The organism is Agarivorans sp. DSG3-1 (assembly GCF_046774965.1).
Lineage (GTDB): Bacteria > Pseudomonadota > Gammaproteobacteria > Enterobacterales > Celerinatantimonadaceae > Agarivorans.
The window spans coordinates 627,197-649,242 of record NZ_CP177241.1 but is presented as its reverse complement, the minus strand read 5'-3'; the positions used below and the strand labels follow the sequence as shown (position 1 = coordinate 649,242).

Genomic DNA, 22,046 nt, shown 5'->3' with positions numbered 1-22,046 from the left:
CCTATTTGGTAAAATAGCGCACCTAGAAAGTGCTTAAAAGTGTGAACTATCTCTTATTTAGAGCGTCATACAAGTGGAACCCAGTGAGCCAACGCATAGGCCTTGGGTCCAGTAATGAAGGGGTTAGATCTTGGCTAAACGCTATGATAGACTCGCTAATCGAGTAATATTTTGAGGTTGATATGGATCAAGTAAATGCATCTATGGCGCTAGTCCCACAAGGGAGCATTGAAGCCTATATCCAATCAGTTAATCGGATTGAGATGCTCACGCCTGAGCGTGAAAAAGCATTAGCTACTCGCCTGTTTGAAGAAGGTGACTTAAAGGCCGCACGTGAATTAGTGATGTCGCACTTGCGATTTGTGGCCCACGTAGCTAAAAACTATGCAGGTTATGGCCTGCCTCAAGCCGATTTGATTCAAGAGGGCAACGTAGGCTTAATGAAAGCCGTAAAACGTTTTGACCCTAATGTAGGCGTTCGTTTGGTATCTTTTGCTGTGCATTGGATTAAAGCGGAAATTCACGAATACGTATTGCGTAACTGGCGGATGGTAAAAATTGCCACCACTAAAGCGCAGCGTAAATTGTTCTTTAACTTACGTAAGTCTAAAAAGCGCTTAGGTTGGTTTAGTAACGATGAAGTGAACATGGTGGCAGAAAACCTTGGTGTTACCACTAAGGATGTATTGGAAATGGAATCTCGTATGAGTGCCCAAGATCAAGCCTTTGATCTGGCCGCCGACGATGATGAACGTGAAGGCAGCTTTGCGCCAATTCAATACTTAGAAGATAAGTCTTCAGATGTTGCCCAGTTTGTTGAGAAAGAGAACTGGGAAGTGGCCGCGGCAAATCGCTTGCGTTCTGCTTTAGCGACCTTAGACGAGCGTAATGCGCATATTGTGCAACGCCGTTGGTTAGATGAAGATAAAGCCACCTTGCAAGAACTGGCTGATCAGTATCAAGTTTCAGCAGAGCGGATTAGGCAGTTAGAAAAAAATGCCATGAAGAAGCTCAAAGCAGCCATGGAATAGAAACTTATTAAAAACCTCGCCTAGCGAGGTTTTTTTATATTCAAATATGCCTGTTGCTTGTGTTAAATTTGCACAAACTTTTCAACACTAGGTCTGACATGGACGGTCCTTTCGAACTCTCTAAAGTTAACTTTGTTATAGACAGTGATGGTCGAAAAACCGCTGCTATCTTGCCTATTGAGTTATACCAACAATTGCTTTCGCTGCGTGAATTGGTGGTAGAGAGTAGCGCTCATACCATTACAGCTGATTATTCTTTTAGTGTTAAACAAGCAGTGGCGCATGGTTATCCGGTAGGTGCGAAAAACAAGCCTGGCTTTATGGTAGTGAAGGGGTCAACCGCTAACGGCGGCGGTGCAGAGTCATTACGCCCGGCAGTGCTGGCATTGCGTGAGCAGTTACTCGAAGAGCATGTAGTGTGTCGCCAAGGCGAAGGTTACGAGTTTATGCGCGATTATCAATTTTCTAGCCCTAGTTCGGCGGCATGTTTAATCGCCGGCAATGCCCGTAGCGGTTTGGATGCTTGGCTTGATAAATGGGGTCGCAGTCTTAAAGATCGTGGCTACGGCAAAAAGCGTTAATAAAAATTAGCGATTAAAAAAGAGCGCCGAGGCGCTCTTTTTTGTTGTAGCGATAAAGCTTAAGCCAGCAGGCTAAGTGGATCGACTGAGGCTAACGCGAGGGCTTCGCCCACTTCAGCACAGGTTAACTTACCGTGCATCACATTCAAGCCATTACGTAGATGCTCATCATCTAATAAGGCCTTTTTGTAGCCTTTGTTGGCTAAGGTGATGATGTAAGGCAAGGTGGCGTTGTTAAGCGCCATCGTTGAGGTTCTGGCAACACCGCCCGGCATGTTGGCAACACAATAGTGAACTACGTCATCGACAATGTAGATAGGATCTTGGTGAGTGGTTGCTTTAGATGTTTCTGCACAACCGCCCTGATCGATGGCTACATCAACGATGGCGCTGCCACTTTTCATACGCTTGACCAAGTCTTTGGTGATTAACTTAGGTGCTGCTGCACCGGGCAGTAATACCCCGCCTATTACTAAGTCTGCTTCAAGTACATGCTGCTCAATGCTCGAGCTGGTTGAGTAAACGGTTTTGAGCTTGCCATGGTACTCGGCATCAATGCTACGAAGCACATCAATGCTGCGGTCTAGTATGGTAACGTCTGCGCCCATGCCTACTGCCATTTGCGCGGCATTTCTGCCCACCATCCCACCGCCAATTACTGTCACTTTAGCGGGCTCTGCACCGGGCACGCCGCCCAGTAATACGCCGCGGCCACCCTTAGACTTTTCTAGCGCCAGGGCTCCAGCTTGAATCGCCATACGCCCCGCTACTTCTGACATCGGTGCCAGTAATGGCAGACCACCACGCGGACTAGTGACTGTTTCATAGGCAATACACACTGCGCCCGATTCTATTAAATCATGGGTCTGCTCTGGATCGGGGGCAAGGTGAAGGTAGGTGAACAACAGCTGATCTTCGCGCAGCATAGCGCGCTCAACCGCTTGCGGCTCTTTCACTTTCACTATCATTTCTGCTGCGGCAAACACCTCAGCAGCGGTGCTAGAAATATTCGCTCCAACGGCTTGGTAATCCGCGTCACTAAAACCAATGCCTTCGCCGGCATGGGTTTCTACAACAACCTGATGCCCGTGTTGAACCAGCTCGTTAACACTAGCGGGTGTCATGCCCACACGATATTCGTGATTTTTTATTTCCTTAGGTACACCAATCAGCATAGCGATTAACTCCTTTATTGATATATATGTTGGTCATATATGCCGCTCTGTTATTTAACATATAGTTAAATAAGCTATTTTTGCAATGCTTTTTTGGTTTAACTGTCTGTGTTGTTTTTGTGGTTTTGGTAGGATATGTTGTGCGCATGTTAAAGGATAAAACAAAGTTATGGGAAACACCGGAATCATGCAGCAAAATATTCTGAATCAAGTATTAAACGATATTGATCAATTTAACCTCAACGACCCAAATAAAGACTTTGATGAGCTCGGCGATGAACATGCTAAGGAGTTTTTGTATGGTAAGCGAATGTCCAATTGCTTGCATGAGTTCATGCTGAACCCACCTGCAGAGTTGCAAATTGCCGCTCGTGCCCAGCATATTGGCCGTTGGTTGTCGTTACGTAGTGATTATCCCGAGGGAAGAGCGGGTTATCTGAAATGGCGCACTGATTTAGGTAAGAAACATGCAGAGTTGACTGCCGAGATTATGCGCAAACATGAGTTGGCAGAAAGTTTTATTGACGATACTTGCAGTTTGTTACGTAAAGAAAAGCTAAAACGTAACCCCTTAACTCAAGCTCTAGAAGATGTTATCTGTTTGGTATTTTTGAAGTTTTACTTCGTAGAATTTGCTAACAAACACCAGCACGAAAAAATCATTAGCATTGTACAAAAAACCTGGGGGAAAATGTCTCCTGAAGGGCAGCAAGCCGCATTAGCCTTGGATTTATCTGACGAAGCACTTAGCTTGGTCCAACAAGCTTTAGCTTAGTATCTCGGCTGAATAAAACGTAATTGTGTGCTAGAATTCGCCACGATTTTAAGTTGATTAGGCGTTTCCGATGAGAAGAGATCTGGCATTTCGTTTTTCCCGCGTAACTGAAGCCGCAGCATTAGCTGGCTACAAGTGGTTGGGCCGTGGCGACAAAAATATTGCTGATAATGCAGCAGTAGAAGCTATGCGTATCATGCTTAATGATATTGATATTGATGGCGAAGTGGTAATTGGCGAGGGTGAAATCGACGATGCGCCCATGCTGTACATTGGTGAGCACGTAGGCACCGGCGGCGAAGGCGTAGATATTGCCGTTGATCCTATTGAAGGCACTCGCATGACCGCGATGGGTCAAAACAACGCAGTGGCTGTGCTCGCTGTAGGCGAAAAAGGCGCGTTTTTACGTGCTCCAGACATGTACATGGAAAAGCTGGTTGTTGGCCCAGAAGCTAAAGGCTGTATTGATTTAAATATGCCTTTAGAACACAACATCAAAATGGTGGCGTCGGTATTAGGCAAAGAGTTGAGTGATATGACGGTTATCACCTTGGCTAAACCGCGTCACGATGCCGTAATTAAAGAGATGCAAACCTTAGGTGTGCGTGTATTTGCTATTCCTGATGGTGACGTAGCAGCTTCGATTCTATCGTGTATGCCATTGAGTGAAGTGGACATGATGTACTGTGTGGGCGGTGCACCTGAAGGGGTGATTTCTGCGGCAGTTATTCGCGCATTAGGTGGCGACATGCAGGGGCGTTTGATTCCTCGTCATCAAGTGAAAGAAGATACGCCAGAAAACCGTGCAATTGGCGAAGAAGAAACTCGCCGTTGTGAAGCTGAAGACATTCAAGTGAACAGCGTATTACAGCTGGGTGATTTAGCCAAAAATGACAATGTAATCTTCTCGGCTACCGGTATTACCAAAGGCGATTTACTCGAAGGGATTAACCGACAAGGTAACATTGCGACCACCGAAACCTTATTGGTTCGTGGTAAAACGCGTACTATCCGTAAGATTCAATCAACTCACTATTTAGACCGTAAGAACGACAACCTTAAGTCGATTATTCTGTAAGTCTGAATATGCGATTAAAAAAACCAGAGCCTAGGCTCTGGTTTTTTTATAGCTGAAATATGAACTGATTATTTAAACCTAAGTGCTGGTAAAAACTCAGCACCACTGGGTCGTTACTATGAGGAAACTGTAGACCTGTTAGTTGGCGACTTTTAGAGACTTGTAATAACTGCTGGAACATAAACAAACCAATGCCGCGACGCTGAGTAACATCCCGCACAATAAACTTGCTGATTTGCAGTAAAGAATCGGTTTCGCTCAAGACACAATAAGCGACAACTCGCTGATTAAAAATAGCCACGTAGAGTTGGTTCGATTGTTGCCAGCTAAGCCATTGCTGCTGTTCAACATTTGGTGAGATTTTAGCTAAGTCGTTGCTGTAAAGTGGCCAGTTTTCAATGGCCTGAAAAGATAAGCGCATAGTACCTGTGTATTGTTAAGTTATGAAACGTTAGACAGAGGAGTCTCGGTAAACTGTTCAACGTCTAAGTTGTGCCAGTCTTTAAGGAATTGCTGAGAGTCATGGCAAATTGCAGTGAGAGACGTTTTTAGTTGATCGTTAAGTAAACTAATATCTTGATTGACCAGTTGATTGATCGTGTAACTTAAATCATAAATAAGCGGGCCTAGGTCAAAGCGGTTATTTGGGCCAGCGCCTCGTTTATGAGAAGGTTGAGCCTGTCGCTTTCGCCAAGAGCTAAAAGCAATTAAGAAGATATGTAATAGGCGTTTAGATTCGCGACATTCCAAACAAGACTGCTTCACCCACCAAGGGGCAGTACCTTTCATAAAACTGATGCACTCGCTGACAACATCATTAACATAAGCGTCATCAACGTAGCTGGGTAAGGACTGAAGTTTCATAAAAAGTAGCGGTAATTAATCGTGAATTTAGAGTACACATTTTAACGATTTTTCACCAATGGTTTTAGCGTATTATTGGCCAATAATTATCAGTTAAAGCCGATGCTTATGCGAAAAAGTGTTGGGTATTTGAGACAAAAAATTTTGCTGTCAAGCTAGCATTACAGAAGTGGTAGTTGGAAATATGATATCTGTCAACTATTGCCTGTTTGCTTATTGTGTAAGTCATTGATGTTTGTCAAACTGTTCGGCTTATATATTGATTTTTTATATATAATCTTACTGGTTTCTAAGTAGTTGCTATGCATCTTGCTTTTCGGAAGTTAAGTGAGATTATTCGCTGTTATGGATGATAAGCAATGCTTGGTATACCCAAACAACGCTATACCGCTCGAGGTTTTACCTTAATCGAGTTAATGATTGCCGTTGCCATATTGGTAATTGTGATGGTGGTGGCCGTACCCTCCCTTCAAGGCTTTATGCAAGACAATAAGCAAAAAGTCACCCGTGACTTGTTGGCTAACAGTCTAATGGTGGCTCAGCAAGAAGCTATTCGAAGTAACCTCTCAACTTATGTTTGCCCTACAACAAATGGCTCTTCATGCGAAACTGCTTGGGGTGCAAATAAAGGCTGGTTAGTGTTTTTAGATGAGACTCGTTCCGGAAGTTTAGAGTCTAATGATACCATTATTGTCGCATATCCTAGCCCTAAATCTGCGGAGCTCAAGTACAGCCCGTCGGCCAGTGGCAGTACCAGTACCTTGGTCAGATTTTTTCCGACAGGCCATGCTTTAGCGGGCGAACTAACCGTTTGCGCCCCCTCAAATGATTATGACGACCAGCGTATCGCTGTGTCACGAATGGGGAGGATTGAATATGCTGCGCCATCAACAACATATTGCCCATAGACAGCAAGGTTTTACTTTAATTGAGCTATTGATTGCGGTGGTTATCGTTGCCATTGGTTTGCTTGGTCACGCTGCTTTGCAAATTCAGTCTGTAAATACTGCACATCAAGCTCGTTTTGCGCAAACAGCTAACGTTGCTATGTTGGATTTAGTGCAGCGTTTTAGCGCGATGCCAGAAGCTACTATTAATAATGAGTTCAATTTTAGCAATTTGGCTGATGGCAGTGCGCCTGATGATATGGATTGTCTTACATCTGCTTGTTCTCGTTCAAATTTTGCTAAATATGAAATTCGAGAATGGTTCATGAGTCATAAAGTTTACATTCCCCAATTACGTTTTTCTGTTCAACACGTCAGTAATTTAGTCACTGTAAAAATGACCTGGGATGCAAATTTAAGTGGTGTAGGAGCCGAAGATTGTACAGCCGACGCTAGTGGTAACGCTCATCAATGCAGCGAGGTGGCGGTATGGGTAAGATAATACGAAAACAAGCCGGTTTTGGCTTAGTTGAGTTAATGATCGCTTTGATACTGTCTCTGATTGTCGTTGGCGGTTTGTACGCGGCACTAATTGGCGATCAAAAAAGCTATGAAGCCACTAGAGCTAGCCATCTTCTAGTGGGCAAAAATCGTATGAGCATACAAACACTGCGCCTTTACTTACAGCAGGCAGGTTTTCGAGACTATAACCAACTCTACCAGAATACCTTACTACCTTTGGTGCCTAATACTGACGCTTTTGGGTTTACCTGGGAAGAAGGTCAAATGGTTCAAGGGATCGATAATCGGGGTACTTTCACCGACGCGAAGGCTGGTACTGATGTCGTCGGTATTCGCTTTTATGGCGCGGCTGCACCCAATGCAAGTATCTATAAATGCGACGGCGAAGTATTGGCTGCCGATACAGTTACAACCATTATTTTCTACATTTCTACAAGTAACCAACTGATGTGTCGTGACAGCAGTGGCAACACTATATTTGATGAAGATATGGATAATTTACAACTGCTTTACGGCAGTGTTGATGACACTACGTTCAAATATTATAAAGCCAATGAAGTACCTGATTGGAATCTGGTTAACCGTGTAAAAGTAGGCTTATTGGTCTCGCAAGAAGTTTCTATGGGGAACTTAAGCAATACAAAGAGCTATAACGTACTTGATCAAACGATAGCCGCTGCGAATGACAAGCGGCTTCGTCAAGTGGTGAACGAAACCATCTTATTACTCAATCAAGGAAGCTAGAAATGCCTACCAATATTCCGCAGCGTGGAATGGCGCTGATTATGTCCTTGGTGATGGTGGTTATCATCGCAATGATCGGTATTGCTATTGCTCAGCAGGTGTCCAGTGGGCGAAAAAGTTCTGCCGTTCACCAAGATCATTCAATGAGTTTTTCGCGTGCAACCTCTGGTATTCATGAGGCGGAGTTCGTTGTTCGCCAGCAGGCGTACCACGAAGATGCTCTATTGAATCCAGATACAGCAAACAATTTGGTTACTCCTGCTTTTACTCATACTCAAGGTGGTGTAGTGGTTAGTAATGACGAATGGTGGCAAGACAAAGATAATTGGGTTGTTGGTAATAAAATGACATCAGTAACCGATTCTGCAGGGAGTTCTCTTGCTGGAGAACCTCGTTATATCATTGAGGATGGTGGTGTCGATTCTGGCTTAGTTCTTGGGGTAAACGTACCTAAACGTCGTTTCTTAAGAATTACCTCGAAAGCAGAAGGTACTGGTGGAGCAGTAACTTATTTACAATCTTATGTAGCGTTCATGGAGTAATAGAGTGAAACAAGTAAAAGGATTTACGTTACTAGAGGTGATGATAACAGTCGCCATCGTAGCCATACTAGCGGGTATTGCCTACCCGAGTTATTTAAGCCATGTGCAAAGCACCAAGCGCGAAGAAGGTAAACGAACTTTAGTCGAAGCCGCTCAGCATATGGAAAGTTACTATGCGATGCACCTTAATTATAGCGGTGCAGTAAGCTCAACATCCTTAAGTATCTATACGCCAAGTAGCGATTTTAGCGAAATTTATACTTTAACTGCAGTGGCTAATTCTACTGGTACTTCTTATACGCTAACGGCTACCCCTAAAGGTTCTCAAAGTGGGGACTCTTGCGGTGCGCTCACTATATCTAGTACTGGTAGCACTACAGCTGCAACTGGAGGGTGTTGGTAATGAAATTTTTATTAAAAACAACCATTAGTTCATTAGCCTTTAGCTCAGTGTCTTTGCTTTCACAAGCGGCCAATTTAGATTTAGCTGATGCGCCTTTATATACTGCAAGCTCCCCACCTCCACTGGTAATGTTAGTAATGGGGCGAGACCATACACTTTATTACGAAGCTTATAATGATGCCTCGGACTTAGATGGTGACGGTGAACTTGATATTCGTTACTCGCCTAACAAGATTAACTATGCGGGTTACTTCGATAGTAATCGCTGCTACTCCTACGCATCGGGCAAGTTCTCCCCCGAACAATCTGTTGTTCATTCTGGTATTGCTCAATCAGATAGCGATACAACTAATTACAAAACCTGTGCTCAATCTGGTGTTGGCTCTTGGAGTGGTGACTTTTTAAACTATCTGACTATGTCGCGTATGGATGTTTTAAGAAAAGTTTTGTATGGCGGCTATCGCTCAACCGATACCGCCGCTAGCGGAACTGAAAATAGTCAAACGGTGTTAGAGAGAGTGTTCATCCCTCAAGATGCTCACAGTTGGGGAAAGATGTATACCTCAGTTGCGGTTGATAAATACAACATTAGAATGTATTCACCATTCTCTTTACCTAGTGATGGTACTAAACACTTTTTTGGAACCGCATCTTTTGCCGATGGAGGAACTCCTCAGTTAAGAGTGCGACAAGAGGTGGCTCCTAGCGCAACTAGCCCTAAAGAACCGACAGGTAACATTTGGGAGTGGGCGAGTACTGAACGCCCAGTATTAAGCAGCAGTGGTCGAACTATTCACAACACTTTTAATGTTAGAGTTGAGGTGTGTGTGGCAGATAGCTTGGAAGACAATTGTAAGGAATACTCAGAAGGTAATTATAAACCTACCGGTGTACTTCACGATTACGGCGAGAATGGCAGTATCGAATTTGGTCTAATCACCGGAAGTTACGATAAAAACTTATCTGGTGGTGTGCTCCGTAAAGCTGTTGGAGATTTTTCGACTGAAGTTGACCCAAGTTCTGGAGTATTTGATAGCGCAGTTAATGGCATTGTGAGTACGATCAACAAGCTCAAGATTTACGGCTATAACTATAGTTCGGAAGAGTATGGTTGTGGTTGGGTAGCAACTAGAGCAATTGCCAATGGGGAGTGTACATCCTGGGGTAACCCAATCGGTGAAATGCTTTATGAAAGTGTTCGTTATTTTCATGGTGAAAATAGTGCTAGCTCTAGTTACTCTGCAGGGAGTGGAACTATCGATGCATCTTTAGGCCTGCCGTATGCAACTTGGGATGATCCTTACGAAAATTGGGCTGATCCCGCCATAGCGAAGCGCTCTTATTGTGCGGCGCCTTATAATTTAGTTATTAGTGATATAAACCCTTCTTATGACTCTGATGAGCTTCCTGGAGCTCTGAATGATTTCATTAAACTTGATGCTTCAGGTAACTCTTTACCTTACCAGGGTAGCGAACTTACTGATTTCGATATAACCGATTTGCTCGATACTATTTCTACAAAAGAAGGTATTTCTGGTAGTTATTTTGTAGGTGAGTCAGTCGGAGATATCTCAGATACTAAGAGTGCCCCTACGGCCAAAACAGTTAGCTCGTTGTCTGCTATTCGAGGTTTGTCACCCGCTGAACCCACTAAAGAGGGGAGCTATTCCGTAGCCGGGGTGGCTTATTATGGGCATAAAACTGACTTATTTCCTACTAAAGAAGGTAAGCAGAATATTAATACTATGGTTGTAGCAATTTCCTCTCCATTACCAGAAGTGGAAGTTGAGGTTGGTGACGATGTTATTAAAATAGTACCTTTCGCTAAGTCTGTAGGTGGATACAGTATTAATCGCGCTCAAGGTGAGTTTCAGCCAACAAACACAATTGTTGACTATTATGTGGAAGAGTTTTCTAGTACTAAAGGGATATTTAGGATTAACTTCGAAGATGTAGAGCAGGGGGCTGATCATGATATGGACATGATTGTTCAATATACCTATGAAGTTAAAGATCTTTGTCCAAATGTGGATGACGATGAAGACGATTGCACCAAAACTCCTGGGGTAAAACTCACCTTAGACTCATTGTATGCAGCTGGCAGTATTGACCAGCACGCTGGGTACGTTATCTCTGGTACTGAAAAGGATGGTATTTACTTAGATGTTAAAGATATCGGTGGCAGCAAAGTTAACTACTATCTAGATACACCAGAGCAGTCAGATTCAGCCTTTCCACTTAATTCCAGAAATCGAACACTAAATGCAAATGTAGATGACCTAGAGTTAACTCGGACTAGGCATTTCTTCCCTAATAGCTCGTCGGCTAATCTATTGCCTTCCCCTTTATGGTATGCCGCAAAATGGGGGGGCTTTGAAGAAGCAGAAGACAACACTAACCATTTCCCCGACGCTGGTGAGTGGGACAAAAATAACTCTGGGGAACCGGATTCATATTTTCCTGTAACGAATGCTGGAGAGTTAGAGGCTCAAATTGGCAAAGCTTTGGAAAGTACATTTGGAGATGACCAATCATCTACTTCACCTGTGTTTAACAATACTTTTCTTAATAGTGGGGCATTTTTGTATCAAACTCGCTTTGAAGGTGATACTTGGAGTGGGAACGTATTAGCATACTCCAGTAATGGTGGCAGCTTTAGTGATACCCCTACCTGGCAAGCTGCAGAAGAAATAGATGCTGTAACCCCCTCCAGCAGAACTATTTACACTAGAAACAGCTTTAGCAACGAAGTTGTTGATTTTGTGGTCCCCTCTGACTTGTTAGGTGCTGATGATGGTTTAAGTGTTACTCAAATCGAAGCATTGCTAAGCGGGCTGAATGGTACAGACGCCGAAAAGTTAGCTTACTTAACTGCAGTAATTAACTATTTACGCGGAGAGCGAACCTATGAAGCCGCTGATTTAGCTTATAGTATGCGTGAACGCGAATCGGCTTTGGGCGATATAGTTAACTCGACTCCCTATTATGTAGACGAAGTTAATGGGCACAGTGTAGATAAACCAGTGTTAGTTTTCGGTGCAAACGATGGGATGGTGCATGTTATAGATGTTGCTAACGGCGAAGAGATCATGGCTTATATACCGAGTCAGGTTTATTCACATTTAAATAGCCTAACTAAGAGTAGTTATTCCCATAAGTACTTCGTAGATGGGGAAATCGCTGGATATACAGATGATAGTGATAAAACCATTGTTGTAGGCACCTTGGGTACTGGCTTTAAAGGGTTATATGCTATTGATGTTAGCGATATGAGAAGTGCTAACAAAAACAAAATTAAGTGGGAAATTGATAGTTCTGATACTGGTTATAGCGGATTAGGCTTTACTCGGGAAAAGCCTACGATAGCTAAGCTTAAAAATGGAGACGTTGGGGTTATCTTCTCTAATGGGTATAATTCATCTGAAGATGCTGGAACAATATATATAGCCAACCTCGACGATGGGAGCTTAATTAAATCATTAACTGTAGGTACTGTGGTTGATCCTACCGGTCTAAACAGACCTAATGCGCTTGCCAGCCCTGCGGTGGTAGACTTAAATGGTGATGGTATTGCCGACCGTATTTATGCCGGTGATTTGTATGGAAATATGTGGGTTTTCAATATTTCAGATTCCAACGTAGGAAACTGGAAGATTGCTAATGAAGATGATAAACCTTTATTTACAGCCGTTAGCTTAGATAAATCGGGTTCTCCGGCTACATATATTTCCCAAGCTATTACAACGCGCCCTTCGGTTGGAGTTCACCCTTATGGGATTGGACAAGGAGTTTTAGTCGCTTTTGGAACAGGTAAATATATTGAGAAAGATGACAACAATTATTTAGCTGAGCCTACCCAGTCAATTTATGCAATTTGGGATAAATTGGATGAAAGTTACTACACGACAAGCAGAACTCAGGTCGATAGTGAGCAGGTATATAGCAATCTACTACGTCAGTCTATTATTGAGGAAGACGCAAGAAACAGAAAAGTATCAAGTTACCCAATAGATTGGGGGGTACATAAAGGGTGGTACTTGGATTTAGTCAATACTCAAGATGACAATACAACTAATTATGGCGAGAGGCAGGTAACAAATAGTTTATTGTTGGCAAATAAGTTGAGCTTTACGACACTTCTCCCCAATGAAGATGCTTGTACGCCGGGAGGAAGTGGTTGGTACATGGAAATGAACCTACATTCTGGAGTAACGTGGAATTCAGGAAATGAAGATTTCACTGATCCAGATGATGATACCAATACGATTGATGATGAAAGCTCTCATCAAAAAGTAGATGGCATTCCATCATCACCATCAGTGATTATTGACCCTAATTTGACTAATGAAGGTGTGGTCGGTGAAGACGGTATTATCCAGAAAAACTGTATTACCTTAAGTAATGGCTCTATGTTTTGCTATGACGACTACCAATCCCCAACGGGTCGTTTAAGCTTAAGAACCTTACACTAAACGTAAGATGATAGATGATGAAAGGGAGCTGCTTGCAGCTCCCTTTTTTGTTTATGGTCAGCCTCTCTTTGCTGGTTTATTATTTTTATATGTGGTGTATTTCTTTTGGTGAGATATTTATTTAAATATATGTTTTTAATAGATATTACTAAAATAAATTGTCTAAGACTTCACTGAAATTTCATCCTTTTCAGCTTAAAATTCCAACAGGTTTTCTATGGTCGTTTATTACTTTTTCAAAGGGTTTGAAAAAGACTGGCGAGCTATGTTGTTGGAAGCGAAGCGTTAATGAAATTCTCTGTGTTTATACATCAAATGCGATGGCGTTTATTATCTAAAACCGATAGTGATATAAAACGCCGTTTACTTAGTTTTAGTTTTATTAGCTGTTGCGTTGCCCCTGCCTTATCAGCGGCAAACCTTAACTTAGCCGATAGCCCTTTATATGTGGCTACCACGCCAGCACCAATGGTGATGTTGGTGATGGGGCGGGATCATACGCTTTATTATGAAGCTTATAATGACGCTACCGACTTAACCGGTAACGATGATTTAGACATTAACTATAATCCTCTTGCTGTTGATTATGCTGGCTACTTTAACAGCCAACGCTGTTATACCTACAATACTGCGCAAAAACGCTTTTCACCGGGCGTGGGCGCAAAAGCGACTACCAAAACGTGTAGCGGTTCTGGTGAATGGAGTGGAGATTTCCTTAACTACTTAACCATGTCGCGCATGGATGTTTTACGCACGGTGTTATACGGCGGCTATCGCACAGTGGATAGCGAAGGCTTAACGGTACTTGAGCGAGTTTTCATTCCTCAAGACGCTCACTCTTGGGGGAAGAGTTATACCTCTGAGGCTGTAAACGGTTATCGTATCGATAGCTACACCCCTTTGTCTCAACCAAATTCAAATAGAAAACACTTTTTTGGTAGCGCTTCTTGGTCTGATGGCGGTGCACCAGAGCTCCGCATTAAAAAGAATATGAACAAAGAGATTTGGGAGTGGGCCACAACCGAGCGTCCGGTATTAGCTGGTAATGTTAGCGAGTCTTATGAGATCCGTGTTGAAGTATGTGTGAAAGACAAGCTCGAGGCTAACTGTAAGGAATACCCCAATAAGCAATTTAAACCTACCGGTCTGCTACATGATTACGGCGAAGATGGCAGCATAGAGTTTGGCTTACTCACAGGCAGTTATGATAAAAACCTCTCCGGTGGCGTGTTGCGCAAAGCGGTGTCTCATTTTGGCGATGAGATTATTACCAACAGCGGTCAGTTTAAAACTAACACTGACGGTATTGTTAGCACCATTAATAAGCTGCGGATTTATGGGTTTAAATATGGCAGCTATGAGTATGGCTGCGGTTGGATCACAGACCGAGCTATTCGCAATGGCGAATGTACCTCTTGGGGCAACCCCATTGGTGAAATGCTTTATGAGAGTTTGCGGTATTTTCACGGGGAAGGCTCAGCCAGCGGCTCATATTCAAGTGGTAAAGGCACGATAGATGGTTATTTAGGCTTACCTTTTGCTACCTGGGATGACCCTTACGAAAATCGGGATTACTGCGCTGCTCCGTTTAATTTGGTGATTAGTGATATTAGCCCTTCTTACGATTCAGACGAATTACCGAACGCACATCCGAGTTTTGCGAGTAGCTATTCGGGGTCCACGCTAGATGGTTTTCACTTAAAGAACTTACTCGATAATATTTCTACTCACGAGAACATTAAAGGAGATTACTTTATTGGTGAATCGGTCGGTGATAACTCTGGCACAACGAGTGCGCCAACCGCAAAAATGGTGACTAGCTTATCGGAAATTCGTGGTTTGTCTCCACAGGAGCCGACTAAAGAAGGTAGTTATTCCGTCGCCGCAGTAGCGCATTATGGGCATAAAACAGATATGTTCCCAACGAAACCCGGTAAGCAAAACATCCAAACTACCGTAGTGGCTGTATCTTCCCCTTTGCCTGAGGTTGAAGTAGAGGTTGCGGGTGAAAAAATCATTATTGTGCCCTTTGCTAAATCAGTAGGCGGCTGTGTGGGTGGAAAATGTATTAGCACCAAAAAAGGCGATTTTCAGCCTACCAATACCATTGTGGATTATTACGTAGAAGAGTTCTCACCAACGAAAGGCACCTTTAGGATCAATTTTGAGGATGTTGAGCAAGGTGCCGACCATGAAATGGACATGATCGTTAAGTATCACTATGAAGTGAAAGAGCTTTGCAACAGTGCTTATGACAACGAAGCTACCTGTACAAAGCGCAAAGGTGTGCAGTTAACCTTAGACTCGCTGTATGCCGCGGGCAGTATCGATCAACATGCTGGATACGTTATCTCGGGTACTGATAAAGACGGTATCTACCTCGACGTGAAAGACAAAAGTGGTAGCAAACGTGAGTACTATTTAGATACGCCTTTAGAAAACGAAGCGGCATTTCCATATAACTCGCGCGAAGTGAGCAATAACGCCAATGATTTACCGCTCATCCGTAAGCGAAACTTCTTCCCTAGCTCTGATTCTGCTGCCGCCACCCTACTACCATCGCCACTGTGGTACGCGGCGAAGTGGGGGGGCTTCACCGATACCAACAATAACGGTATACCTGATGACGGTGAATGGGATGAAGAAGTACCCGGCTCACCGGATAACTACTTTCCTGTGACAAATGCGGGTCAATTGGGAGCTCAAATTGGTAAAGCTTTAGAGAAAATCGCCAGTGGCAGTCAATCAGCGAGTCCACCGGTATTTAACAATAACTTTTTAACCAGTAGCTCGTTTCTATATCAATCTGCTTTTGATGGGGAATACTGGAGTGGTGATGTGAAAGCTTATAAAGCTGCCAGTGGCGGCGGCTTTAGCTCAACTGAAACGTGGAGCGCGGCTAAAGAATTAGACGCTATGTTGCCAGAAAATAGAACGATTTTTACGCGCAACCCAGAATCGAATCGAATCGTAGACTTTGTTGCGCCAAATAACTTGGGTGGTGACAGCGATGGCTTAAGCCTGGCGCAAATCAATAGTTTACTTGGTGGGCAAAACGGCTCTGAAGCTACCAAGGTTGCTTATCTGGAGGCCGTGGTTAATTACCTTCGCGGTGATCGAACCTATGAGCAAAGTGACTTAGCCTACGCCATGCGTAAACGCTCTACCGCGCTGGGCGATGTGATCAACTCCATTCCCTATTACGTTGATGTGGCAACAGGTCATAAGGTGAATAAACCAGTATTAGTCTTTGGTGCTAATGACGGCATGGTACATGTTATCGATGCGAAGACGGGCAAAGAACTAATGGCCTATATCCCAAGCCAAGTTTACCAACACCTTAACAGCCTAAGTAGAAGCACTTATACCCATAAATACTTTGTTGATGGAGCCATTAGCGCTTATACCGACGATTCAGACAAAACCACGGTAGTTGGCACTTTAGGCACTGGCGTTAAAGGCTTGTATGCCATTGATGTTACTAATATGAACTGGCCATCTAAAAACAATATCAAGTGGGAAATTGATAGCAACACTAGGGGCTTCGAAGGCTTAGGTTATAGCCGAGAACAACCTACAATAGCTAAGTTACCTAATGGTAAAACTGGAGTCATATTTTCTAATGGCTATAACGCTTCTGAAGATGAAGGGATGTTATTCATTGCTGATTTAAAAGACGGCAGTTTAATTGCGAGCTTAAAAACAGGGATAGGTAGTGAACAAGACCCCACTGGTAAAGCGAGACCAAATGGCTTAGCGTCTCCTGCGGTAGTTGATTTAACTGGTGATGGCGTAGCCGATAGGATTTATGCAGGCGACTTATTCGGCAACATGTGGGTGTTTGATGTCTCAAGTAAATCTACCAGTGACTGGGGCTTAGCTACAACCAGCAGCGGCGGTAAACAACCGCCTCTATTTAGTGCTGTAAGCCCTAGTAAAAAGGTGGTGGGAACCAGTTACCAGTATCAAGCTCAGCCCATTACGACTAAGCCATCTGTGGGTGTCCACCCCGAGGGTATAGGTAAAGGGGTATTGGTGGCCTTTGGCACAGGCAAGTACATTGAGGTGGATGACAACGATGCTGATAATCAAGATACTCAGAGTATTTACGTTATTTGGGACCGTTTAAACGGTACTGCAGTAGAGAGCTCTCGCTCACGGGTAGATGGCCAAGAGGTTTATGATTCAAATTTATTGCGCCAAGCGATAATTGAAGAAGACGCCCGCAATCGCCTATTAACTGACTACCCGATTGATTGGTTTAGTCAAAGTGGTTGGTATTTAGACTTTGTTAACACTCAAAACAAAAATACTAACAACTATGGAGAGCGGCAGGTGAGTCATAGCTTGTTGCTATCAAACAAGTTAAGTTTTACTACCATGCTACCCAATACTGATACATGCGCATCAGGTGGTAGCGGTTGGTATATGGAGCTTAACCTGCACTCTGGTCGAACTTGGAATACCGGTACTGATGGAAACACCGATCCTAACGATGATAGCGACACCATTAACAACGACAGTTCACACCAAAAAGTGGAAGACGGTATACCTTCTTCGCCAGGCGTGATTATTGATCCTAACTTACCTAGTGATGGTTCAGAGCATGATGGGTCAGTGAATCAGAAAAACTGTATTACCCTGAGTAACGGAACGATGCTGTGTTTTGATGATTTCCTCTCGCCAACAGGGCGACTAAGCTTACGCAGGCTTCACTAAACCTTTGGCTTAAAAAGATAAAAATGGCAGCCTTTTGGCTGCCATTTTTTGTTGCTGTTTTACTCATATATTTATAGATGTTTTTTGCTACACTAGCGCCCCTTCAATTTCGTGAGCACTGACTATGCAATGCCGAATCGGTTGCGGTGCTTGTTGTATTGCGCCTTCGATTAGTTCTTTACACAAACCTGCCGGTGAGCGCTGTGTGCATCTCAATGCTGATAACTTGTGCAAAATTTTTGGTCAAGCCAAGCGGCCACAAGTATGTAGTGATTTTAAAGCCGCTAAGTGGCTATGTGGTGATACCCAGCAGCAAGCTTTGGATAATCTTATTCACCTCGAGCAGCAAACGGCTTAAATCCTAAGGTTCAGTCATCAATTACGTAGTCGCAGATTAGTGTCGTTTGCTTTCTATTTCGAATCTATGACTTGGTGTAGTAATACAAAAATCACAGCACAAGTGCCAAACCAGTGCCGTATAATAATTGTGAACAGGCATGAGCAGATAGAAGCCGCCCCAAAGCCTAGCAACAAGAGAGCGCTTCAAGGAAAAGGAAGATACGAACTACGCAGTCATGAACCTTGGCTAAGCGCTTAATACTATGTTTACTAATAGGTGGATGTTTCAATATCTTCAGCAGTTTGTAAGCTTGTGGCATCCACTAGTTGGAGCAGTGGTGATTCTGTTTTGGGAATGTTATTGAGCGCTAATCGCTGGGCCACACCAACTAGCTGTACATCTTCTGGTAGCGCAAGTTTAGCCAGTTGATTTACCGAATGTGGTCTTGGGTGAGCAATAAGCACAGCATGGCCGTATTTACGCGCAATGTTAATTGCCTGCTGCCACTGTTTTTCTATTGCAGCGGGATTATCTTGGTGATCTAGAAATACATGTCTGCGCAGGTTGGGCACTTGGTAATGGCTGGCAACTTTATTGCCAATGCTGGCTAAATGAGTACGACTGTCCACAAAAAACAATTGCTGTTTTGCCAATACTTGCATTAGCCAGTGCATCTCAGTGGGAAGTTGGGTTAACTGGCTACCCATATGGTTGTTTAAACCGGTGGCTTCGGGGTAGTCATTAATCGCGGCTTGTACTCGCTGTTTAAAGCTGCCTTCATCCAAGTGGTCGTTTAAGCCATAAGGCCCTAACGCTATTTCCCCGCTACCCTGCATGGGTAAATGCAACATCACTTCGCGCTGCTGCTGTTGGGCTAGTTCGGCAATTTCTTTGGCATAGGGGCTGGAAGGCAAAACCGAAAGCGTAATGCTGGGGTGAAGCTCCAATAAGTCAATGTCACGGGCGCTATTACCCACATCGTCGATAATAATGGTGAGTTGGCTGGCAAGCAGATGGCTACAAAACAATACGCTTACACAAGCGCTAACTATTTTAACCATTTACTCGGGTCTTGGGTCTGCCCTTTATGGCGAATTTGGAAGAATAATGCATTGGTGGTTTGCCCACCCGTGTTACCCGCGTAAGCAATGGTTTTTCCGGCATTTACCCGTTCACCCACTTCGGCGTTTATGCTTTGGTTATAGCCGTAAAAACTTAAGTACTGTTCTCCGTGATCAATAGCTACCACTAGCCCGTAACCACGCAACCAATCGGCAAAGACCACATTACCAGCCGCTACTGCTTGCACTTTGGTGCCAGGGTGGGAATCAATCACAATGCCTTGCCAGCGTGTTTGCCCTTGATTTTGGCTGTTGTAACTATGCAGAACTCGTCCACTAAGTGGCCATGGCAGCTTGCCCTTGGTTTTGGCTAACCCGGTGAGTGGGGTTTTATCCAAGTTTTGCTTCAAAGCTAATTGTTGCTGCTGTTCAATTTTGTCACTAATCACTTGTTGTAACTGCTGTTCGTTTATTTGCAGCTGCTCTAAACGGCTTTGTTCTGTGTTTTGCAAGGTATTGAGTTTAGCGAGCTGTTGCTTACGTTGATTCTGTTGAGCTTGAGATTGCTGTAATTTGTCTTGCTGCAGGCTTACTAAGGCTTCGAGCTTTTTCTGCGACTCTGCCAGTTGCTCTTGTACTCGGCTTAATTCAATTTGCTTATCATTTACTTCAAGTAATGCAGCACTGCGTGCTTTCGCCAAATATTGGTAATAACTGACCATACGCTCTAAGTTGGCTGCATTTTGTTGGTTCAACAGCATCTTCATATAGTCGCTTTCACCTAAACGGTAGGCGCTATTTATTTGAGCTGCTAGGGCTTTTTGTTGCTGTTTGAGCTGCTGTTTTAAGGTATTTATCTGTGACTCAATTTGCTGCTGCTCCATTTTAGAATGAGACAGTTGGTTGTTGAGTTTTCTTAGTTGTTGGCTAGAGTCAGCAAGCGCTAATTCGTATTGGCGTAACTGCTCTTGGGCTTTAGATATATTGCTTTTGCGTTGTTTGAGTTGCTGTTGTTGCTGCTTGAGCTGTTTTTGCACATTAATCAGCTGCTGTTGCTCATCGGCATGAGTAGGAGAGCAGAGCAATAGCAAAACGCCAGCGATAAGGCTGGCGTTTAACAGGCGAACAAGGCGTTTAATAACACCTTGATTCGAATGTGAATTAGGCTGTTTCATCAAGCCATTATTTCAAATTCATCAAGGCCTTGCCAGTCATTTCTGCTGGAGTTTCCATGCCCATCAAACTTAGCATGGTAGGAGCGATATCACTTAGGCGACCACCTTCTACTGGCGTGGCTTCGCGGCCGTAGTAGATAAATGGTACCGGTAGGTTAGTGTGAGCGGTGTGGATGCCACCTGTTTCTGGGTCAACCATTTGCTCGGCGTTACCGTGGTCAGCTGTAATTAAACACTCGCCGCCTACTTTATCTAGTGCTTCCACTAAACGACCAATGCTTGTATCTACTGCTTCACACGCTTTTACTGCTGCTTCATAAACGCCAGTGTGACCAACCATGTCGGTGTTAGGGTAGTTACAGATAATTACATCGTACTTACCGCTTTCAATGGCAGCAACAAACTTATCGGTTAACATTTCCGAGTTCATTTCTGGCTGCAGGTCGTAAGTGGCTACCTTAGGTGAAGGGATAAGTTCGCGATCTTCGCCAACAAACGCGTCTTCTTTGCCGCCGTTGAAGAAAAAGGTAACGTGAGCATATTTCTCAGTTTCTGAGATGCGTAGTTGAGTTTTCTCTTTCTTCTCTAGCCATTCGCCTAGGGTATTCACTAAGTCTGTTGGGCCGTAAGCACAAGGTGCGTTAATGTCTGCTGCGTATTGAGTCAGCGTAACAAACTCGCAGGCTGGTACTTTAGCGCGCGCAAAGCCGGTGAAGTCTTGCTCAACAAAACAGCGAGAGATTTCACGAGCACGGTCAGCACGGAAGTTCATGAACAATACCGCGTCGCCATCGTTAATGGCTGCTGGTGAATCACCAATTACTGATGCTTTAACAAATTCATCGTTTTCTTCACGCGCGTAAGCGGCCGCTAGTGCTTCAGTTGCGTTAGCGTAACTGTATTCTGCTTTGCCTTCGGTTAATAGCTGATAAGCTTCCTCTACACGTTCCCAACGGTTATCGCGGTCCATGGCGTAGTAACGACCTACTAATGAAGCGATGCGACCCGCGCCCACTTCAGCAAACTTAGCATCAAATTTCTCGATAGAACCTTGGGCGCTGCGTGGTGGCGTATCGCGGCCATCTAAAAATGCGTGCAGGTAAATTTCTTTAGCACCTTGTTTCGCGGCGAGTTCGATAGCCGCTAACATGTGGTCTTCGTGGCTGTGAACGCCGCCTGGAGAAAGTAGACCCATAATGTGTACAGCTTTGTTGGCTGCTACGGCTTTATCTACCGCGCCCACTAAAACGTCATTGGTGAAGAAGTCACCATCTGTAATTGACTTACCAACGCGAGTCAGTTCTTGGTATACGATTCGACCGGCACCAATATTGGTGTGGCCTACTTCTGAGTTACCCATTTGGCCGTCAGGTAGACCAACATCTAGACCAGAACTTGAAATCAGTGTGCTAGCAGCAGTGTTCCAAAGGTTGTCTAGTACAGGGGTGTTCGCGTTTGCTACGGCGTTATCCGCGCTATCTTGGCGGTAGCCCCAGCCATCCATAATGATTAGAGCCAAAGGCTTTTTGCTTGCAGACATTGCAATTTCCTCAATCGGTAAATGTAAAAGTGAAAAACGAATTAGTGAAATATTACTACATTTTTAGTTTGAGTCACCTGATTGAACGCAATTCAACCGAGATTAGTCATTTTAAGTGGTTTTTTTGTTGGTGTATG

18 protein-coding genes are annotated in these 22,046 nt (G+C 43.9%); 12 read left to right on the top strand and 6 right to left on the bottom strand.

The features are described from left to right. Nucleotides 1-182 precede the first annotated feature (182 nt). Both rpoH and ACLD71_RS03110 read left to right on the top strand, forming a co-directional pair. Nucleotides 183-1,031, top strand: a complete 849-nt coding sequence (rpoH, locus tag ACLD71_RS03115; protein ID WP_137673435.1) for an RNA polymerase sigma factor RpoH — start codon at nt 183-185, stop codon at nt 1,029-1,031. A 98-nt stretch (nt 1,032-1,129) separates the two neighbouring features. Continuing rightward, the gene (locus ACLD71_RS03110) at nt 1,130-1,612 is read left to right on the top strand and encodes a DUF4357 domain-containing protein (RefSeq protein WP_137673436.1); all 483 of its coding nucleotides are present in this window, start codon (nt 1,130-1,132) and stop codon (nt 1,610-1,612) included. Between the two features lie 59 nt (nt 1,613-1,671). Here ACLD71_RS03110 and ald read toward each other — a convergent pair whose 3' ends face one another. Continuing rightward, nucleotides 1,672-2,787, bottom strand: coding sequence for an alanine dehydrogenase (gene ald / locus ACLD71_RS03105; protein WP_411992918.1), 1,116 nt, complete (start codon nt 2,785-2,787; stop codon nt 1,672-1,674). 169 nt (nt 2,788-2,956) lie between these two features. Here ald and ACLD71_RS03100 point away from each other — a divergent pair, with 169 nt between their 5' ends. Together ACLD71_RS03100 and glpX are read left to right on the top strand one after the other, a co-directional pair. Then, nucleotides 2,957-3,562 carry a DUF4202 domain-containing protein gene (locus tag ACLD71_RS03100; RefSeq protein WP_303511748.1) on the top strand — a complete coding sequence of 202 codons (606 nt, stop codon included), beginning with the start codon at nt 2,957-2,959 and terminating at the stop codon, nt 3,560-3,562. 70 nt (nt 3,563-3,632) lie between these two features. Continuing rightward, nucleotides 3,633-4,640, top strand: a complete 1,008-nt coding sequence (glpX, locus tag ACLD71_RS03095; protein WP_137673438.1) for a class II fructose-bisphosphatase — start codon at nt 3,633-3,635, stop codon at nt 4,638-4,640. 46 nt (nt 4,641-4,686) lie between these two features. Here the strand turns inward: glpX and ACLD71_RS03090 are convergent, their stop codons facing one another. Beyond that, nucleotides 4,687-5,061 carry an acetyl-CoA sensor PanZ family protein gene (locus ACLD71_RS03090; RefSeq protein WP_411992916.1) on the bottom strand — a complete coding sequence of 125 codons (375 nt, stop codon included), beginning with the start codon at nt 5,059-5,061 and terminating at the stop codon, nt 4,687-4,689. A 20-nt stretch (nt 5,062-5,081) separates the two neighbouring features. After that, nucleotides 5,082-5,504, bottom strand: coding sequence for a hypothetical protein (locus tag ACLD71_RS03085; protein WP_411992914.1), 423 nt, complete (start codon nt 5,502-5,504; stop codon nt 5,082-5,084). A 359-nt stretch (nt 5,505-5,863) separates the two neighbouring features. Here ACLD71_RS03085 and ACLD71_RS03080 point away from each other — a divergent pair, with 359 nt between their 5' ends. The 8 genes from ACLD71_RS03080 (at nt 5,864) to ACLD71_RS03045 (ending at nt 18,151) form a co-directional block, all read left to right on the top strand. Then, complete coding sequence (locus ACLD71_RS03080; RefSeq protein ID WP_137673460.1) at nt 5,864-6,412, top strand: GspH/FimT family pseudopilin; 549 nt, start codon at nt 5,864-5,866, stop codon at nt 6,410-6,412. Then, nucleotides 6,381-6,893 (top strand): type IV pilus modification protein PilV, encoded by a 513-nt coding sequence (pilV, locus tag ACLD71_RS03075; protein WP_161985148.1) that lies wholly within the window; start codon nt 6,381-6,383, stop codon nt 6,891-6,893. The genes ACLD71_RS03080 and pilV overlap by 32 nt, the downstream gene beginning before the upstream one ends. Beyond that, nucleotides 6,881-7,657, top strand: a complete 777-nt coding sequence (locus tag ACLD71_RS03070; protein WP_161985149.1) for a PilW family protein — start codon at nt 6,881-6,883, stop codon at nt 7,655-7,657. Before pilV ends, ACLD71_RS03070 begins: the two co-directional genes overlap by 13 nt. A gap of 2 nt (nt 7,658-7,659) precedes the next feature. After that, nucleotides 7,660-8,199 (top strand): hypothetical protein, encoded by a 540-nt coding sequence (locus tag ACLD71_RS03065; RefSeq protein ID WP_137673442.1) that lies wholly within the window; start codon nt 7,660-7,662, stop codon nt 8,197-8,199. Between the two features lie 4 nt (nt 8,200-8,203). Next, nucleotides 8,204-8,602 (top strand): type IV pilin protein, encoded by a 399-nt coding sequence (locus ACLD71_RS03060; RefSeq protein ID WP_411992911.1) that lies wholly within the window; start codon nt 8,204-8,206, stop codon nt 8,600-8,602. Continuing rightward, nucleotides 8,602-13,074, top strand: a complete 4,473-nt coding sequence (locus ACLD71_RS03055; RefSeq protein WP_137673444.1) for a pilus assembly protein — start codon at nt 8,602-8,604, stop codon at nt 13,072-13,074. Before ACLD71_RS03060 ends, ACLD71_RS03055 begins: the two co-directional genes overlap by 1 nt. Before the next feature lie 288 nt (nt 13,075-13,362). Beyond that, nucleotides 13,363-17,793 carry a pilus assembly protein gene (locus tag ACLD71_RS03050; RefSeq protein WP_411992909.1) on the top strand — a complete coding sequence of 1,477 codons (4,431 nt, stop codon included), beginning with the start codon at nt 13,363-13,365 and terminating at the stop codon, nt 17,791-17,793. 124 nt (nt 17,794-17,917) lie between these two features. Continuing rightward, nucleotides 17,918-18,151, top strand: a complete 234-nt coding sequence (locus ACLD71_RS03045) for a YkgJ family cysteine cluster protein (RefSeq protein WP_137673446.1) — start codon at nt 17,918-17,920, stop codon at nt 18,149-18,151. A gap of 251 nt (nt 18,152-18,402) precedes the next feature. Here ACLD71_RS03045 and ACLD71_RS03040 read toward each other — a convergent pair whose 3' ends face one another. Genes ACLD71_RS03040 through gpmM form a run of 3 tightly spaced genes read right to left on the bottom strand, consistent with a single transcriptional unit; the run spans nt 18,403 to nt 21,909 of the window. Continuing rightward, nucleotides 18,403-19,194 carry a divergent polysaccharide deacetylase family protein gene (locus ACLD71_RS03040; protein WP_137673447.1) on the bottom strand — a complete coding sequence of 264 codons (792 nt, stop codon included), beginning with the start codon at nt 19,192-19,194 and terminating at the stop codon, nt 18,403-18,405. Next, nucleotides 19,182-20,369 carry a murein hydrolase activator EnvC family protein gene (locus tag ACLD71_RS03035; RefSeq protein WP_411992907.1) on the bottom strand — a complete coding sequence of 396 codons (1,188 nt, stop codon included), beginning with the start codon at nt 20,367-20,369 and terminating at the stop codon, nt 19,182-19,184. Before ACLD71_RS03035 ends, ACLD71_RS03040 begins: the two co-directional genes overlap by 13 nt. A 7-nt stretch (nt 20,370-20,376) precedes the next feature. After that, a complete protein-coding gene (gpmM, locus tag ACLD71_RS03030; RefSeq protein ID WP_137673449.1) occupies nt 20,377-21,909 on the bottom strand; it encodes a 2,3-bisphosphoglycerate-independent phosphoglycerate mutase in 1,533 nt (510 codons plus the stop codon). Nucleotides 21,910-22,046: the final 137 nt, after the last annotated feature.

Excerpts from the sequence above, each read along its gene's own strand:
- ACLD71_RS03090 (WP_411992916.1), bottom strand. The coding sequence starts at position 5,061 with ATGCGCTTATCTTTTCAGGCCATTGAAAACTGGCCACTTTACAGCAAC.
- ACLD71_RS03080 (WP_137673460.1), top strand. The coding sequence starts at position 5,864 with ATGCTTGGTATACCCAAACAACGCTATACCGCTCGAGGTTTTACCTTA.
- pilV (WP_161985148.1), top strand. The coding sequence starts at position 6,381 with ATGCTGCGCCATCAACAACATATTGCCCATAGACAGCAAGGTTTTACT.
- ACLD71_RS03040 (WP_137673447.1), bottom strand. The coding sequence starts at position 19,194 with ATGGTTAAAATAGTTAGCGCTTGTGTAAGCGTATTGTTTTGTAGCCAT.
- ACLD71_RS03065 (WP_137673442.1), top strand. The coding sequence starts at position 7,660 with ATGCCTACCAATATTCCGCAGCGTGGAATGGCGCTGATTATGTCCTTG.
- rpoH (WP_137673435.1), top strand. The coding sequence starts at position 183 with ATGGATCAAGTAAATGCATCTATGGCGCTAGTCCCACAAGGGAGCATT.
- ACLD71_RS03045 (WP_137673446.1), top strand. The coding sequence starts at position 17,918 with ATGCAATGCCGAATCGGTTGCGGTGCTTGTTGTATTGCGCCTTCGATT.
- ACLD71_RS03055 (WP_137673444.1), top strand. The coding sequence starts at position 8,602 with ATGAAATTTTTATTAAAAACAACCATTAGTTCATTAGCCTTTAGCTCA.
- ACLD71_RS03110 (WP_137673436.1), top strand. The coding sequence starts at position 1,130 with ATGGACGGTCCTTTCGAACTCTCTAAAGTTAACTTTGTTATAGACAGT.
- gpmM (WP_137673449.1), bottom strand. The coding sequence starts at position 21,909 with ATGTCTGCAAGCAAAAAGCCTTTGGCTCTAATCATTATGGATGGCTGG.
- ACLD71_RS03070 (WP_161985149.1), top strand. The coding sequence starts at position 6,881 with ATGGGTAAGATAATACGAAAACAAGCCGGTTTTGGCTTAGTTGAGTTA.
- ACLD71_RS03100 (WP_303511748.1), top strand. The coding sequence starts at position 2,957 with ATGGGAAACACCGGAATCATGCAGCAAAATATTCTGAATCAAGTATTA.
- glpX (WP_137673438.1), top strand. The coding sequence starts at position 3,633 with ATGAGAAGAGATCTGGCATTTCGTTTTTCCCGCGTAACTGAAGCCGCA.
- ACLD71_RS03085 (WP_411992914.1), bottom strand. The coding sequence starts at position 5,504 with ATGAAACTTCAGTCCTTACCCAGCTACGTTGATGACGCTTATGTTAAT.
- ACLD71_RS03035 (WP_411992907.1), bottom strand. The coding sequence starts at position 20,369 with ATGAAACAGCCTAATTCACATTCGAATCAAGGTGTTATTAAACGCCTT.
- ald (WP_411992918.1), bottom strand. The coding sequence starts at position 2,787 with ATGCTGATTGGTGTACCTAAGGAAATAAAAAATCACGAATATCGTGTG.
- ACLD71_RS03050 (WP_411992909.1), top strand. The coding sequence starts at position 13,363 with ATGAAATTCTCTGTGTTTATACATCAAATGCGATGGCGTTTATTATCT.